This is a genomic window from Ensifer sp. ENS10, from assembly GCF_014852025.1.
GTDB lineage: Bacteria > Pseudomonadota > Alphaproteobacteria > Rhizobiales > Rhizobiaceae > Ensifer.
Genome location: NZ_JACVAS010000003.1, coordinates 156,201 through 172,122 on the forward strand (window position 1 = coordinate 156,201; position 15,922 = coordinate 172,122).

The 15,922-nt window shown below is 60.4% G+C and carries 15 protein-coding genes; 3 read left to right on the plus strand and 12 right to left on the minus strand.

From position 1 onward, the window contains the following. Positions 1 to 4 precede the first annotated feature (4 nt). The 8 genes from deoC to IB265_RS14060 form a co-directional block, all read right to left on the minus strand. Positions 5 to 1,018, minus strand: coding sequence for a deoxyribose-phosphate aldolase (gene deoC, locus IB265_RS14025; protein ID WP_112996928.1), 1,014 nt, complete (start codon positions 1,016 to 1,018; stop codon positions 5 to 7). Positions 1,019 to 1,196: 178 nt separating this feature from the next. Next, positions 1,197 to 1,928, minus strand: a complete 732-nt coding sequence (locus IB265_RS14030) for a DeoR family transcriptional regulator (RefSeq protein WP_057249198.1) — start codon at positions 1,926 to 1,928, stop codon at positions 1,197 to 1,199. 244 nt (positions 1,929 to 2,172) lie between these two features. Further along, positions 2,173 to 3,975 carry an aminopeptidase P family protein gene (locus tag IB265_RS14035; protein WP_057249199.1) on the minus strand — a complete coding sequence of 601 codons (1,803 nt, stop codon included), beginning with the start codon at positions 3,973 to 3,975 and terminating at the stop codon, positions 2,173 to 2,175. A 25-nt stretch (positions 3,976 to 4,000) separates the two neighbouring features. Then, positions 4,001 to 5,017, minus strand: coding sequence for an ABC transporter ATP-binding protein (locus IB265_RS14040; RefSeq protein WP_192494837.1), 1,017 nt, complete (start codon positions 5,015 to 5,017; stop codon positions 4,001 to 4,003). Continuing rightward, complete coding sequence (locus IB265_RS14045) at positions 5,014 to 6,027, minus strand: ABC transporter ATP-binding protein (protein ID WP_192494838.1); 1,014 nt, start codon at positions 6,025 to 6,027, stop codon at positions 5,014 to 5,016. The genes IB265_RS14040 and IB265_RS14045 overlap by 4 nt, the downstream gene beginning before the upstream one ends. Position 6,028: 1 nt before the next feature. Further along, positions 6,029 to 6,898: an ABC transporter permease gene (locus IB265_RS14050; RefSeq protein WP_192494839.1), complete on the minus strand. Its 870-nt coding sequence runs from the start codon at positions 6,896 to 6,898 to the stop codon at positions 6,029 to 6,031. Beyond that, complete coding sequence (locus tag IB265_RS14055) at positions 6,895 to 7,836, minus strand: ABC transporter permease (RefSeq protein ID WP_192494840.1); 942 nt, start codon at positions 7,834 to 7,836, stop codon at positions 6,895 to 6,897. Before IB265_RS14055 ends, IB265_RS14050 begins: the two co-directional genes overlap by 4 nt. A 63-nt stretch (positions 7,837 to 7,899) precedes the next feature. Beyond that, complete coding sequence (locus IB265_RS14060; RefSeq protein ID WP_192494841.1) at positions 7,900 to 9,477, minus strand: ABC transporter substrate-binding protein; 1,578 nt, start codon at positions 9,475 to 9,477, stop codon at positions 7,900 to 7,902. A gap of 228 nt (positions 9,478 to 9,705) precedes the next feature. Between IB265_RS14060 and IB265_RS14065 the strand changes: the two genes are divergently transcribed. Further along, positions 9,706 to 10,326: a helix-turn-helix domain-containing protein gene (locus IB265_RS14065; protein ID WP_192494842.1), complete on the plus strand. Its 621-nt coding sequence runs from the start codon at positions 9,706 to 9,708 to the stop codon at positions 10,324 to 10,326. 56 nt (positions 10,327 to 10,382) lie between these two features. On the opposite strand, the gene IB265_RS14070 is transcribed toward IB265_RS14065, so the two are convergent. Further along, positions 10,383 to 11,414 (minus strand): proline racemase family protein, encoded by a 1,032-nt coding sequence (locus tag IB265_RS14070; RefSeq protein ID WP_192494843.1) that lies wholly within the window; start codon positions 11,412 to 11,414, stop codon positions 10,383 to 10,385. A 601-nt stretch (positions 11,415 to 12,015) separates the two neighbouring features. On the opposite strand from IB265_RS14070, the gene IB265_RS14075 reads away from it, so the two are divergent. Continuing rightward, positions 12,016 to 12,684 (plus strand): NUDIX hydrolase, encoded by a 669-nt coding sequence (locus IB265_RS14075; RefSeq protein ID WP_192372778.1) that lies wholly within the window; start codon positions 12,016 to 12,018, stop codon positions 12,682 to 12,684. A 297-nt stretch (positions 12,685 to 12,981) separates the two neighbouring features. On the opposite strand, the gene IB265_RS14080 is transcribed toward IB265_RS14075, so the two are convergent. After that, positions 12,982 to 13,407 (minus strand): hypothetical protein, encoded by a 426-nt coding sequence (locus IB265_RS14080; protein ID WP_192372776.1) that lies wholly within the window; start codon positions 13,405 to 13,407, stop codon positions 12,982 to 12,984. Positions 13,408 to 13,911: 504 nt separating this feature from the next. On the opposite strand from IB265_RS14080, the gene IB265_RS14085 reads away from it, so the two are divergent. Beyond that, positions 13,912 to 14,832, plus strand: a complete 921-nt coding sequence (locus tag IB265_RS14085; RefSeq protein ID WP_192494844.1) for a hypothetical protein — start codon at positions 13,912 to 13,914, stop codon at positions 14,830 to 14,832. A gap of 69 nt (positions 14,833 to 14,901) precedes the next feature. Here the strand turns inward: IB265_RS14085 and IB265_RS14090 are convergent, their stop codons facing one another. Beyond that, a complete protein-coding gene (locus IB265_RS14090; RefSeq protein WP_192372772.1) occupies positions 14,902 to 15,108 on the minus strand; it encodes a hypothetical protein in 207 nt (68 codons plus the stop codon). Positions 15,109 to 15,445: 337 nt separating this feature from the next. Continuing rightward, the gene (locus tag IB265_RS14095) at positions 15,446 to 15,853 is read right to left on the minus strand and encodes a hypothetical protein (RefSeq protein ID WP_192372770.1); all 408 of its coding nucleotides are present in this window, start codon (positions 15,851 to 15,853) and stop codon (positions 15,446 to 15,448) included. Positions 15,854 to 15,922: the final 69 nt, after the last annotated feature.

Below are 15,922 nucleotides of genomic sequence, written 5' to 3' on the forward strand. Positions count from 1 at the left end.
GGGATCATCCAATCGGGTGTCGGTTGAGGGCCGAGTAGGCGCCGGTCACGTGGTGTTCGAGCTGCCGCTCGATGTCGGCAAGCAGGCTCGACGCACCGATGCGGAAGAGATCCGGCTCGAGCCATTCGCGGCCGAGTTCGTCCTTCATCAGGAACTGGTAGTTCAGGATGTCCTTGGCCGCGGAAATGCCGCCGGCCGGCTTGTAGCCGACCTTGAGGCCGGTCTGTTCCTGATAGGCGCGGATCATGCGCAGCATGACGAGCGTTACCAGAAGCGTGGCGTTGACGCCTTCCTTGCCGGTCGAGGTCTTGATGAAATCGGCACCCGCCATCATGCAGACGAGCGAAGCGCGCGCAACATTGCGCAGCGTCTTCAGATCGCCGGTTGCGAGGATGGCCTTCACATGGGCATCGCCGCAGGCGGCACGGAAGTCACGCATCTCGTCATAGAGCGCCTGCCAGTTGCCGGTGAGCACATGCTCGCGGGTGATGACGATGTCGATTTCCTTGGCGCCATCGGCGACGGACGCTTCGATTTCGCGCAGCTTGACGTCATGCGGAATGAGACCGGCCGGAAAGCCGGTGGAAACCGCGGCGACGGGAATGCCCGAACCGTCAAGCGCCTCGACGGCGGTCGAAACGAAACGATGATAGACGCAGACCGCACCGGTCGTGATGCCGCGGCCGCCCATGCCAATCGCATCGAGGATATCCTGGCGCACGGGCTGCCGCGCCTTGGCGCAGAGGCGCTTGACGCGCTCCGTCGTATCGTCGCCATTAAGCGTGGTGAGATCGATACAGGTGACGGCCTTCAGCAGCCAGGCGGCCTGCGCGTCCTTCTTCACCGTCCGGCGGCCCGGCAGCGTCGCGACGCGGCGCTCGGCGGCAGACAGGTTGACGCGCTGGTCCAGCACCCACCCAAGATCGAGATCGATGCCGTTGTTACGCGGCCAGTTATGGCCCGCCGCCGGCGATGGCACGACTTTCGACGCGCCTGACTTCACAGCTAGGTCTTCCAAGCGATGGCTCCTTGAACTCCCTGTCACGGCACAACTCTACACCCAGGGCGCAGCCGTGGAGATCGTCAATTTTGTTATTTTTCTACCGATTTTTTGTGACTATTCCATCAAATATTGAGGGTGTCAAGCGAAGCGTCCGGATTTTGACGAATTCGTAATATTTTTGATCCGGTCGCGATTACTGCGCCGGCACCAGGGTTTCGCCCTCTTCGGTAATGACAGAGCGAAAGACATGAAGGGGTGCGAAAAACGCCGGCTTCAGCTTGCCGATCTTGCTGAGGTCGATGACGAGGTGGCTCTCGCGGGCAAGTGAAATGACCTTCTGCTTCACCGATACTTCGTGAAAATGGACGCAGGTGGCACCACGGCCCGGATCGACACCGGCCGCCGACAGGAAGGCGACATTGATACCGAGCGAATCCAGCGTCTCCAGCCCGGAATTGCCAGAGAAGGATGCCGATGACGGGTGATAGACGCCGCCCAGCATGACGATCCGCACATTTGGCTTGTGCGTCAGCTTCTCCGCCACGTTCAGCGAATAACACACTGCAGTTATTGAATAATTTTCCGGAATGAGATCGACGAGGTATTCCAGCGTGGTGCCGCAATCGATGAAAATGGTCTCGTCAGGACAAATGTGGCGGGCAGCATGGACGCAGGCCTCGCGCTTGGCCGCGGCATGGCTGTCGGCCTCGCGCGCCAGTTCATAGGGCGTATCGGGCTCAATCTCTCCCGCCGGCACAATATGCCCCCCGAGAAAGGCGAACTGACCGGGATTGTCGGCAACGTCGCGGCGGATCGTCATTTCCGAGACGCCAAGCAAGGCCGCAGCGTCACGCAGATGCAGAACTCTCCGCCCCGAAAGCGCGTCGGCGAGCTGGATGATGCGGGCTGTCTTGCGGCTGACCATGGTTACTTCCGTGTCCGGATCGTTTTCGCTGCCCTGTGGCCTCGAACAGTATTTGTGAAAATTATCACAAAATGGCATGTGCAAGCAAGGGGGACTTACATTGCTTGCGAAGCAGCCAAGGGGTTTTAGCGGTACGTGGCTTGTCGAAAAAGCGAAACGGCGGACACCTGGCCCGCCGTATGAATGAATGGTTTCGGTCACACCAAATGGTCTCGGTCACAACGGATCGGGAGGCGGTTAAAGATCAGCCTCCAACAGGTGCAGTTCGCGCCGCCAGCCAGGTCAAGGTTTCGGTGTCGAGCAGTTCGTCCACCTCCTGCACAACACGCCGGTGATAGGCGTCGATCCACTGCCGCTCAGCTTGCGTCAACAGACCGACATCGGCCAACCGCATATCGATCGGAACCAGAGTCAGGCTGCGGAAGCTTAAGAAACCGTCGCCGTCGTCTACCACCTCGACCTGGTTCTCGATGCGGATGCCATAAGCACCCGCCTTGTAGTAACCAGGCTCGATCGTCGTCACCATGCCCGGCTTGAGCTCGATCTCGTTCACCCGCCGATCGAAGCGCTGGGGCTGTTCATGGACCGAAAGGAAGTGGCCAACGCCGTGACCAGTCCCGTGGTCATAGTCGAGCCCGAGATCCCACAGGGGACGACGGGCGAAGGCGTCAAGCTGATGACCGTAGGTTCCTTTGGGAAACTTCAGCGTTACCATGGAGATCAGCCCCTTGAGCACGGCGGTGTAGGCACGCCTGATCTCGTCGCTGACCGGACCTATCGCGGTCGTGCGGGTCGCGTCGGTGGTGCCCGTCAGATACTGACCGCCGCTGTCGAGCAGATAGATCCCGCCTCTCGCGATCGGCGCACTGGTCTCGCTCGTCGCGGCGTAATGGCACATCGCCGCATGGCTGTCGGCCGCCGAGATCGATCGGAAGCTCGGTTCAACGAAGCTTTCCTCCATTTGCCGGTAACCGAGGATGCGCTCCTCCGCCTCCAGTTCGCTCACCGGCCGGCCGCTCGCATCCCGATCGGCGGCATTTTGTTCAAGCCAGACGAAAAAGCGGATCCAGGCCGCGCCATCGAGACGGTGGCAATCGCGAAAGCCGGCAAGCTCGGTCGCGTTCTTGTGCATCTTGGCAAGCGTGATTGGGCTTCGGGCAAGCTGTACAGTCCCGCCGGCGGCGCGCGTGGCATGAGCCGTCGCAGACGGGGCAAAGCCCGGATCGATCAGTGCGGTGCGACCGGCTGCGATCGTTCGCACGCGCTCAAGCAACTGGGAGGGTTCGGCAATCGCGACATCGTCAAGTTCGAAATCCGAGAGGTCGTTCGGCAGCTTGCGGTGATCGACAAGCCATTCGGTTTGCCCGGCGCGGTCGAAGATCAGGAAAGATTGCGGCATCGGGTTGAAGGCAACGTCGCGACCACGCACGTTGAGGAACCACGCGATATTGTCGGGCTGCGCCTCGACCAGGAGATCCGCCCCCTGCTCCGCGAGCATGGCGGCGATGCGGCGCTTTTTCTCGGCGACGCTTTCGCCCGAATAGGCAACCGGAAAGGCCATGATCTTGCCGAGCGGCTTTTCCGGCTGATCGGCCCAGATCGCGTCGACAAGGTCGTCGTCGACAGGCGTCCAAAGGCCACCTGCCGCCTCGACCGAACGGCCGCAGTCCGCATCCCAGGTCGATGGCAGCAGCATGGCGTTGAAGCCGACACGCTCGCCCTTGCGCAGGTTGTTCCTCAGCCAATCCTTGAGCGGAGCATCGTAAAAGTGCTCGATCGCAAAGGTGTCGAGATCCACTTCGTCGCGCACCTGCACCTGGTAGCGGCCATCGACGAAGATGGCGGCGCGGTCGCGCATGACGATCGCCACGCCGGCGGAACCGGTGAACCCGGTGACGAAAGCCAGGCGATTGTCGTGCGGCGCGCAATATTCGCCCTGATGCTCATCGAAGCGCGGTACGACGTAGCCGTCGAGCCCGGTTTCCGCAAGCTTGCGCCGCAGGGCGCCGATCCGGCCGGAGATATCCGGCCTTGCTCTCGTATCCATGATGTCTTCCTTATCGAATTGAGTTTCAGGCGTCGCCGATCGTCTCGGCGAAATGGCAGGCGGTCATGCCGGCACCGACCGGACGCAGCGCCGGCTTTTCGCGACGGCAGAGCTCGGTCGCGTGCGGGCAGCGCACGTGGAACGGGCAGCCCGGCGGGATGGCAAGCGGGCTCGGCAACTCGCCTGATAGCGCGGGGGCGCGACGTCTTGCGTCGGGATCGAGCGAAGGCGCGGCAGCAAGCAACCCCTTGGAATAGGGATGCATCGGCCTCGAAAACAGCGCCTCCGACGGGCCGATCTCCACGATCGCGCCAAGATAGATGACGGCGACGCGGTGCGAGACGTGGCGCACGAGCCGGAGATCATGCGCCACGAACAGCACCGTCAGGCCCAGCTTGTCCTGAAGCTCGATCAACAGGTTGACCACCTGCGCCTGCACCGAAACGTCGAGCGCCGAAACCAGTTCGTCGGCCACAAGGCAGATAGGCTCCAGCGAGAGCGCGCGGGCGATTCCGATGCGCTGGCGCTGGCCGCCCGAGAATTCATGCGGATATTTTTCGGAGGCCCCTTCGGGCAGCCGGACAAGGTCCAGCAGCTCGTCGACGCGCTGGTCGATCGCAGCCCCTTCACGCATGCGATGCACGGATATCGCTTCCCGCAGTGTATCACGCACGGTCATGCGCGGATTGAGCGAGGTGTAGGGGTCCTGAAACATCATCTGGACGCGCCTGTTATAGGCCCGCCGCCGCGCGCCCTTGAGGCCGACGACGCTTTCGCCCTCAAACACTATGTCGCCTGATGTCGGCCGGTGCAGCCCGGCGATCAACCGCGCGAGCGTCGACTTGCCACAGCCGGATTCGCCGACAATTCCAAGCGTCTCGCCCGGCATCACGTCGAGATCGATGCCATTGACCGCCGAGACGACCTGTTGCGGACGTCGGGCAAGCGTGTCGGAAAGCGAGCGTCGCTTCTCGAACTGGATCGACAGCGCGCGAAGCGAAAGCAAGGGCGTCGTGCCTGCCGAAGTCGGAATGGTCGTCATTGCGCCGCCTCCCGCGGTCCGAAATGCGCTTGCGCATCCTCAAGATGATGGCAGGCGACCAGCCGCGACGTGCCGATCGCTTCGAGTTTGGGTCGAAGGTCCGGACATTCGCGTCCTGCGACCGGACAGCGGGCGCTGAAGGCGCAGCCGGGCGGAAGCGCGTTCAGCGCCGGCGGTGCGCCGGGGATGGAATAGAGCGGCGTTCGCGGCGCGACATCGCGCGGGATCGAGCGCAACAGCCCCAGCGAATAGGGATGGCGCGCATCGCCGATGACATCCGCCGTCGACCCGATCTCGCAAAGCCTGCCGCCATACATCACGGCGACGCGGTCACAGGTCTCCGCAACGACCCCCATGTCATGGGTGACGAGGATCACCGCCATGCCGAGGTCGCGGCTGAGCGACTGGATCAGCCTCAGGATCTGGTCCTGGATCGTGACATCAAGCGCTGTCGTCGGCTCGTCGGCCAGCAGCAGTTTCGGGTTGGAGGCAAGCGCGATGGCGATCATCACACGCTGGCGCATGCCGCCGGAGAACTCGTGCGGGAAATCATCGAGACGATTGCGCGCCGCGGGGATGCCGACGAGATCGAGGAGTTCGATCGCCCGCGCTCTTCTCTGCCTGGCGTCGAGGTCCGTATGGGCGACGAGGTTCTCCGAAATCTGCAGGCCGACCGTCAGCAGCGGGTTGAGTGACGACATCGGCTCCTGAAAGATCATTGCGATCTCGCGGCCGCGGATACGCCGGAGCCGAGCCTCGTCAAGCGCGACCAGATCCTGACCGTTCCACAGGATCTCGCCAGCGACACGTCCGCGTGGGCGGACAATGCCGAGGATCGAACGCAGCGTGATGCTTTTGCCCGAGCCGGATTCGCCGACGAGGCCGAGGATTTCACCCTGCCCTACCTGGAACGAAACGTCATCGACAGCGACCAGCGGCCGTTCATGCGTGCCGAACTCGGTGCGCAGATGCTTGACGCCGAGCACCACCGTTCCTTCTTGTGTTCCCATCTCAGCGTCCCTTCGGCCGGAGCAGATCGGCAAGTGCGTCGCCGACGAGGCTGAAGCCGAGGCCGGTCAACACGATGGCAATGCCCGGCATCAGGCTCATCCACCAGGCCGTCATCAGGAAGTTGCGCCCCTCGGCGATCAATACGCCCCATTCGGCAGACGGCGGCTGCGCGCCGAGGCCGAGATAGCCGAGCGACGACCCGAGCAGGATCGCGAGCGCCATGTCGGTCATCCAGTAGACGAGGATCGGCGAAATCGCATTCGGCAACAGATGCCGGAAGATGATGCGCCGGTCGGAGTAACCGAGCACCCGACCGGCCGCGGCATAGTCGTTGGCCTTCTGCGCCATGATTTCGGCGCGGGTCAGCCGGGCGTAATAGACCCAGTTCACCGCGGTTATCGCCACATACATGTTGACGAGGCCGGGCCCGAGCACAGCGACGATCGCGATCACCAAAACCAGGAAGGGAAAGGTGATGATCGCATCGACGCAGCGACCGAAGATCACGTCGGCGATGCCGCCGTAGTAGCCGACGAATGCCCCGACCGTGAGGCCGATCAAAAGCGCGAAGATCGTCGCAAAGAAAGCCATCTGCATATCGACGCGATAGGCCCAGATGACCCGTGAAAGCACGTCGCGGCCGAAATTGTCGGTGCCGAACGGATGCGCAAGGCTCGGCCGCTGCTGGATCGCCTGGAGGTCGAAGGCGAGCGGATCGTAGGGCGCAAAGATCTGAGGGAACAGAGCAAGCGCAAGTGACAGACCGAGGATGGCGATGCCGATCACGAAGGACGGGCGGGCGAAGGCGCGCGCCAGAAAGGCGGCGAGCCGTCCCCGCGTCCGCGAATGGGAATGCGTGATAGCGCTCATGATTGGCGAAGCCTCGGATCGAGCCAGGATTGCACGACGTCCGTCAAAAGGAAGACGACGGAGACGAGCACGGCGAAGGTCAGCGTCAGGCCCTGGATCAGCGGATAATCGCGGGCAAAGATCGCCTCCAGCATCAGCCGGCCGACGCCGGGAATGGCAAAGACCGTCTCGGTCACCAGCGTGCCGCTCATCAGGTTGCCGATCGACAGGCCCAGCAGGGTCACGGTGGAGACCAGAGCGTTGCGCAGCACATGGCGGGTCATGATGATGCGCGGCGAAAGGCCCTTGGCGCGAGCGAACTGGACGTAATCGGCGTCGAGCACCTCGATCAGCGAGGCGCGCAGATTGCGCAGGATGATCGCCGATGTGTAGAGCGCGACGCTCAGCGCCGGCAGGATCAGATGGTAGAGATTGGCGAGGAAGGTCTTGCCGTAGCCGCCGACCGGAAACCAGCGCAATTGCGCGGCCAGCACCGTCAAAAGCAGAAGCCCGATGTAGAACACGGGCATCGAAAGCCCGACCTGAAAGACGCTGCGGATGGCGACATCGACGGAGGTGTTGACCCGCGCCGCCGCGAGAAACGCGAGCGGACCGGCGAGGAAGATGGCAAGCACGACCGAATAGAGCGCCAGGAAGATCGTTGTCGGCAGGCGACTAAGAATGATCTCCATCACCGGCGCCTTCAGCATGATCGAACGGCCGAGATCGCCGGTCAGCGTGTTCTTGACGAAGACGAGGAATTGCACCGGCAGCGGCTGGTCGAGACCGAGATTGTGCCGGATCTGCTCAAGTTGGGCATCGGTCGCCTTGGCTTCGGCCATGGCGATCGCCGGGTCGCCCGGCAAGAGGCGCACGAGCAAGAAAATGAAGATCATCACCAACAGAAACGTCGGGATGATCTGCAACAGCCGCGCCACGAGATAGGAAAGTGAGGGCATGGTTCCAACCTTCAACGGAAGACCGGGCGGATTTCCACCCGGCCTTCGCAGATCGTTCCGCTATCAGTCGGCGCGCCAGGCTTCGGAGAAGTCGTTGGCGCCGAGCGGCGTCTGCACGTAGCCTTCGATCGACTTCGAGACGGCGACGGCAAACGGCGTCTCGAACAGGAAGAGCAGCGGCGCTTCGGTGGCGTAGATCTCCTGCATGCGCTTGTATTCGTCCTTGCGCTTGGCCGGGTCGGTCTCAACGTTGGAGGCTTCAAACAACGTGTTGAATTCCTGGTTATTCCAGCCCGTTCCGACGGCCTGGCGCTGCTTGTAGTAGCCGAGCCAGCCGGTCACCTGCGCCGGGTCGTTGACGTCGTTGGCCCAGCCATAGGTGTGGATGTCGAAGTCGCCGGAGCGGTTCTTCTCGCCGCGTGTCGGGTTGTCGACCTGCTCCACTTTGAGGTTGACGCCGAGCGGCGCCCACATCTGCTGAAGCGCGGTAAACAGCGTCGCATCGTCGGCGCTGCCGGCAAGCGTGGTGAATTTCAACTCGAAGCCGCCACTGAGGCCGGCTTCCGACAGCAACTGCTTGGCCTTTTCCGGATCGTAGGGGTAGAGCGGCTCGGGCCCATAGTGAAGCTGGGTTGCCGCCGACATCAGTGAGGTCATCGGCTTGCCGGTGTCGAAGGTGACGAGCTTGATCAGCACGTTCTTGTCGGTCGCATAGTTCAGCGCCTGACGCACCTTGATATCGGCAAGCGGGTTCTTCGAGCCGTCCGTCTTCGCCTCGCGCGTGTTGATCGGCGCGTAGACGATACGGGTCGACGGGAAGAGCTCCATCTTCAGGTTCGGATCGGCGCCCAACTCGCCGACGCGGGCAAAGGGAATGAACTCGGCCGCATCGACTTCGCCGGCCTGAAGCTTGAGGATGCGGGTGGCGTCATCGGGAATGACGAGGAATTCGACCCGGTCGAGATAGGGCAGCGGCTTGCCATCTTCTCCCTGGCGCCAGTAGTTCGGATTGCGCTCGAAGCTCATGCTTGAGCCCTGCACGTGGCTCTTCATGACGAAAGGCCCCGAGGTTACCGGTCCGGCTGCGAAGAAAGCGCGTGCCTTTTCCTGGTCCGTTGCACCAGCCGCCTTCTCGAAGGCCGCCTTCGGCATGATACCGGTGTTGAAGGTTGCGAGGATCGAAATGATCGTCGGGTCGGGATTTTTCAGCGACACGGTGATCTTGTTGCCGTCGGCTGCGACCTTGTCGACGGCACCGAGCAGTCCGGCCCATGGACCGAGTTCGGCATTGCGGGCCCTGTCGAGCGAAAAGACGACGTCGGCACCGGTCAGGTCCGAACCGTCGGAGAACTTGAGACCACTTCGGAGCGTCAGTGTGATGGTCTTGCCGTCGGCGGAGACCTCATGGGTTTCGGCGAGCCCCGGCACGATCGAGCCGTCGGGCCCGTTGCGCAGCAGCGTCTCATAGAGACCGTTCACCATCCAGAGATCCGGATTGCGGTCCGCATAAACAGGATCGATGACGGTCGAGTCGTCATAGCGTGCGAATGTCATCGCGCCGCCGCGTTCGATTGCAAATACCGAGGTGGCCGAAAGCAGCCCAAGCGTCGCACCGAGCATGATTGGCAATATACGTTTCATCTCACTCCTCCTTTTGACCGCAGCCAGCATCGATCGCGCGCCTCAACACGTTCAATTGGATATTGGATCCAATTTTTCTTAATGTTTTTAGACTTCGACGGATTGCCGCGAAGACGTTCTTGTAGTTCCCCTTTTCAAGAAGGCCGGCATGCGATCTGATCGCTTGCCGAACCAACTTTAGCTGGACTAAAGTACATCGATAGACGTGAGTCAAGCGGAAAGAAAATCATGCCCCTGAAGATCGAAGAGGCGCCAGAAGCAGCCAGTGGCGCCTCCCTCCCCGCAACCTCGGCGCCCACGTCGCTCGGCCAGATGCTGCGCGCCCGCCGCAAGGAAATCGGCAAGACCATGAAGGACGTGGCACGCGAGGCCGGTCTGACGGAGGGCTTTATCAGCCAGATCGAGCGCGGCATCTCCACCCCGTCGCTGATCTCGCTCTACAATGTCGCCAATGCGCTTGGCACCAGCGTCGACACCTTCCTGTCGCAGCCGCCGCAGCACGGGCATTCCATGGTGTCGCATGCCGGCGAACGGCCCGGCTACAATGTCGAAACCAAGGAGCGCGTCTACGAACTGATCGAGCGCGGCTTTCCGGGCGCCGCCCTCAATGGCTGCATCACCCATATGCCCAAGGGCTACGCCTCCGAACTGACGAGCCACGAAGGCGAGGACTTCCTCTACCTGATCGAGGGCGAGATGCTCTACGAGATCGACGGCAAGGAATATCTGTTGAAGGCCGGCGACACGCTGCACTTCCCTGCCTCGCTGCCGCATCGCGCCCGCAATGTAGGCGCAGGGCCGGCCCGCGAACTTTGGGTCGGCACGACGCGGATCATCAAGGAAGACTAGGGCGGCAACGCCAAACCGAAAGGCGGGCCGCATAACGCGGCCCGCTCCGATATCGCTTACTGCTTGCGCGGCCAGGTATCGGCAAGCCGATAGCCGGCCGGCCACGGATCGGCCGGGTCGAGCATCACCTGGTGCGTGCCGGTGATCCAGGCGCGGCCGGAGATTTCCGGCACGATCGCCGGGCGTCCTCCGACCGTGGTTTCGCCGGCGATGCGGCAATCGAACGTCGAATCGATAATGGAATGGCCGCTGAACCGCTGGCCGACCTTCATTATGCCGCGGGCATGCAATACCGCCATGCGTGCCGAACAACCGGTGCCGGTCGGCGAACGGTCGAGCTTGGCCGGCTGGATCACCACAGTGTTTCGGCCGTGCAGGACACCGTCCTTTTCCTCGACCGGCAGCGTGAGCTGGCAGAAGGAGATGTGTGCCCATTCCGGGTTCTCCGGATGGGTGAAACCGAGCTGTTCATTGGCCGCGCGGGTGATCTTGATGCCGGTTTCGGCAAGCTCGCGCGCCTCGTCCGGCGTGACGGAAAAGCCAAGCGCGCGGGCGTCGGTGATGACGAAGCTGTCGCCGCCATAGGCCGTGTCCACCATCAGCGTGCCCAGGCCCTCGACCTCGAGCTTGGCATCGAGCTTGTCGGCAAAGGACGGAACGTTGGTGACGGTGATGCGCTCGGCCTTGCCGTTGCGGCACTGGGCCACGACGTTCACCAGCCCGCCCGGCGCTTCCAGCACCATGCGGGTCTCCGGCTCCTGCATCGGCACGATGCCGCTGTCGAGCAGCACGGTGGAAACGCAGATGGAGTTGGAGCCGGACATCGGCGGCGTATCCTCGGGCTCCATGATGATGAAGCCCATCGTCGCGCGCGGATCCTTCGGCGGCACGAGCAGGTTGATGTGGCGGAAGACGCCGCCGCGTGGCTCGTTGAGCACGAAGTTGCGCAGTGTCTGGTCTTCGGCGATGAAGCGGCGCTGTTCCCATAGCGTATTTCCGGGCGGGGGTGCGACGCCGCCGACGATGACGTCGCCGACTTCCCCTTCCGCGTGGCAGGATACGATATGGACGACCTTGTTGCTGCGCATGCCTCTTCTCCTTCCAAGCGGTGGACGGGCGCCACCTGGGCGACCGATACCCTGTGCATCGGCCGTGCTCCCGCATTTTGCCGGGATGATACGCGACAGCGCTGAGCCCGACGAAAAGACTCATAGAAATATTGGATCCAATATACAATCTGAAATATTCGAAATCGCCTCTTGGGCCACAAGGCTCTGTTGCTGTTAAAAGTAAGCTGTTATTGCCCACGGCAAGCTGAAGCTTCCTCAAAAAGAAGCCTCATTCTTCCCAGGGCGAAAAAACGCCCATTTCCATCAGGTTAGCGCGGCTCAGCGCCGCTATCAAAATAAGCGGGTAGTGGGCCGGATTTAGGCTCATCAGATCCGGGTTTTGATCGATCTACGGCCGCCGCGGGTGAACGCAAACACCGCTTGCTACTGACATTTGGCACAGCGGCGCGTGTCTGCCGTGGCATTCACGCTTCCTTAGAAGTTAACACCTAATTCCACTCGTGACCGGCGATCATCTCGCACAATGGAGTCCCATCGCGCACCCGTCCTGCATGCACGCATTGGCCGAGGTGGAATCAGGCTGGCAGCTTTGCGCCCTCACCTATCTGGAAGTGAATTGATGACGGCTCGCGACGAAGTCAAAGTGAGTGTGGACACTGTCCTCCTGACTTTAAAGGAAGATCGGCTGCACGTCGCGCTGGCACCGTTAGAGGGAATAGCCGGCGCCCCGTGTCTGCTCGGGAGGCCTTTAACCGGCGGAGGGGACATCGAGCTAGAAACTGTCGTCAAGCGCACGCTGTTTGACTACACCGGTCTCAGCGACGTGTACTTCGAGCAACTTTTCACATTTTCCCATCGCGATATCGACAAGCGCGAACCGCGTTCCCTGTCCATCAGCGTAGCGTACCTGGCGCTGGCTCCCCCGTCCAAACTGGCCCGGGCTGAGCAAACGGGAAATGGCCTGATAACGGTTCCCGTGGATGACCTTCCAGTTCTGCCATTCGATCATAGCCGGATAATCGAGGTCGCCGTATCGCGCCTCCGCAGCAAGGGCGCTTGGTCAATCATTCCAGCTCACTTTTTAGATGAAGAATTTACGATCTCGCAGTTGAACCGGGTGTATTCCGCGGTGACTTCCAGCTGCTCTATTGGCCAAAATTTCCGGAGGAAGGTCATTGAACACGGGATGCTTTCATCGGCCGGTTTTAAAAGCGCACCAGGCGCTACAAAGAGGACGGAGCACTTCCGAATTCGACCAGGCGTGAGCACGATCGATATCAAGATCTGAGACGTTCCCGGCCAGCTGCCGGGTACCGTGAGGCTTTGCCAGGGTGGGCTGGGCCACCCACTCGCCCATCGGGATTTTCGTGGAAGCGCGTTCCCCCTCTGAGCTGCCACGCGTGACTTTCGTTTACCCTCAACGTGCGGATCCCAGTAGTTGGTAGACATCACGCCGGATCAGGCTCTTGTGCCAACAACTGGCTTCAACCACCAGTTCACGCGGAGGCATCGAATCCTGTTCCACGGCAGCCACAAAGTGTCGATTATAATCGCCGCCCGCGCCAACTTCGCGAAACCTATGCATTCATTGGATATAGGCTAAGGCTAGCCGTTGATTCGCCTCCTCCTCTAGCTCGCTGGAGATGTGTCGCATCAAAACGTCGAATGCGTCATAATACGCTTGGGAATTCGCTTGGTCCCACGCGCGCTCCAAAAAGGGCAAGGTCGGATGAACAAGCGTAAAGTCGCCTAACATAAGGTCGCTCCCGATCTTTCGGAGATCGTCGGTAGCTGCTGATGGAGATGGATAGGCGCCGCGGCTAATCCCCTCCCTACGCCCCTCCTCTTCCCACGAAATGTCTAGCCAAACGCCCGACGCCACATACTCATCAGAAACCACCATGAAGAGAACTACCGAGCAATCTTCACGTTTCCTTAGAAGTTCAAGCCTAGTTCCGTTCTCAACTTCCGCAACCGAGTCGAGCAGTAGTTTTGCGGCTACGATGTCCATATTTTTCTCCCCTGCCGAGGAGGCTCTCTTCTTGGTCTGCATATGACAAACGAACTAAATCTGTGGACAGCCCAACACAACGGTGTTGAACGCTCACCGATTTCGGAAACACAAACCAAGACGCTGGTCGCTGCTTTCGGAAGATTCGGCGGGGCGAAGAGCAGCAGGGAGGCAGCGGTCCCGTTCATAAGAGAGACGCAAAACTCCGGCAGATGGATTTTCTGCTCATGTCGGAAAGGTGCGCTTCTGATTCCATACGAGCATGAATTCGTGCATCGGAGGCATCACAAATCACCGGCACACGATGATAATTGCCCGTTTTCCGTCGAGCCGGTAGAACAGTTTGCCATATCACGAAGCATGCAGCCGCAGCCGAGGAATCAGCCATTCAACCTTTTGCGGGCGTTCGCTGAAGACCGTGACGCCCCGAGGGCAACGACCGGTGATCGTAACTACAGCAGCGTTACACCTAACACACGACGGCCAAGGCTCGCGAAACTGCTGATGTCTCTCTTGGAAAAATCTGGGGTCCAAAAACGTGCCTCCGGCGATTTCAATGTAAGCGACCAGTTTCGCTCCATTGCAAAACAGGCCGAGGACTTCTTCTTAGTGAAAAATGTTCCCGTATCATCGATGTTGTGTCGATACGCGGCTGACTATAAGCAATTCATCACTGAGTTCGACAACAAGGCGGCCGGGTTTGCTTGGCCTAATGGAACCCGCCCACATGCCATCGCTCTAGCGGTGGCGGCCGGCATTGACGATAATAAACTCATCTTGCGGAAAGGTGACCCCATTGAATTATCGGGAAGCATATCAATTTTTGGTCGATCCAACGCTCCCGTCACTCGATCCAGTACGTACTTAGCGATAGCGATTATCGGCAAACCCCATCCTGGAGATAAGCCCACGATACTTGAAACCTATCTCCATCCTTGCCGTTCCACGGCTGACCTCATGCTGGTGGACAGCAACTATGAGCGCGAGACTTTCAGAGAGCTGCGTATTCTTCAACTGGAGTTTCGAGATCGAATTCGGATTGATATCGAGAAGCCTCTTTTCGACATGAGCCTGACCCCGCACAGCGATCATTCCACGCTTGAGCAGGACCGTCGGCATGTCGAGCAGAATGGCTCTCACCCGGTGCTTATCCCTGACTTCATCGTTCGTTTCCCTGACCTGCCGGTGAGGTGGCGCGCCGATATTATCGTGGAAACCATGGGTTTCTCTTGGCGGACCTATCGGACCGAAAAAGCGACGATAATTCCGAAAATGAGAGCGGCACTTGGTGGGATTGGCCATGTCGAGCATGATTTTCATTTTCCTGCCAATGTTCCTCAAAGTGAGCGAAACGATGCGTTGAAAGACGATCTTCGCAAAAGAATCGGAAAACGACTTGAAGCCTGGCTGCGAGAAGCGCGGTAGATCCATCAACGGCGGATCTGACCGCTATGACTGCTTTCATCCATCATGACGGTTCGCCGACGTGCGCGGTTACATGTGGCGCAGGCACTGGCGCATCACGGCGAGCAGGTGGAGGTCATATCGCACGATCGCTTCGTCGACCGAAATCCCGATGTTGGAGACAAGCGTGTGGAGGAGGAACTCGAAGCAGCACTCCTCGAAGAACGTATTGGCGAAAAACCAATCAACTGGCGTCCGGCGGCGGCCCCATGCTTTTGAGGCGAACCCTTCGTCCATGGCCGCCGGAGTTCAGTGTGCCCGAACTTCAGCAGATCACGTCTGGCCTTCTGAGCGTTCGTCTACTGACACCGAGATCAAGCCATCTGCCGCGGGCTCGGCAGCGACTGATAGGCTTATACTGGGGCAATATTTCTCTGTTGGCTCGCGGACGCGTGTCTCATTGGTGATTCGCACGCTGACATCGATAATTCATGCCGCATCCGGAAACCCGGGTCTAAAACGTGACCCTGCCGGAAGGTCGGGCGCACATTATGTACTGATAGGTCAGAAGAACCGGCATCCCGAGAAGACTACTAAGAACGTCGCGACCGGCATCGTGGAAATCGCACCCACTTCAAGAAGCCTCAGCGAGAAGGTCAACGAGAAAAGGACCGACATCAAGGCAAGAACTCCTAGCTAATACGGTGCGCACGGGTCGGAGCTTCACTCTGTTTTCCATGGCGCTCTTCGCGAAGCCTCTTTCGATCTCGGAGGTCCAGTTCGCGTCGAAATATGCGAGTTGTCGAAAGAGCGTCTTCCCCATGGCGAGCGCGAGAACCGCGTACTGTGCCAAAAGCGGAATTTTCACTGTGAGAAAATCGCCGGACGAAAGGAAGGTTGAAAATGCCAACATCACGACCGTCATCGAAGCACATAGGCTGACCGCCCGCGGGAAGGATAAACCAAGCTTGGTCCTGCCTGCGAAGAGGGCCTTCTCCGCGGCGTCGATGAGTGCTTGGTCGAGCCTTGCCAGAGCTTCCATGACAACCACCAAATTCAGCCTTGAAGGCCAGTGTGCGCGGGGCTGCCCACCAAACGTCCCCTCGCATTG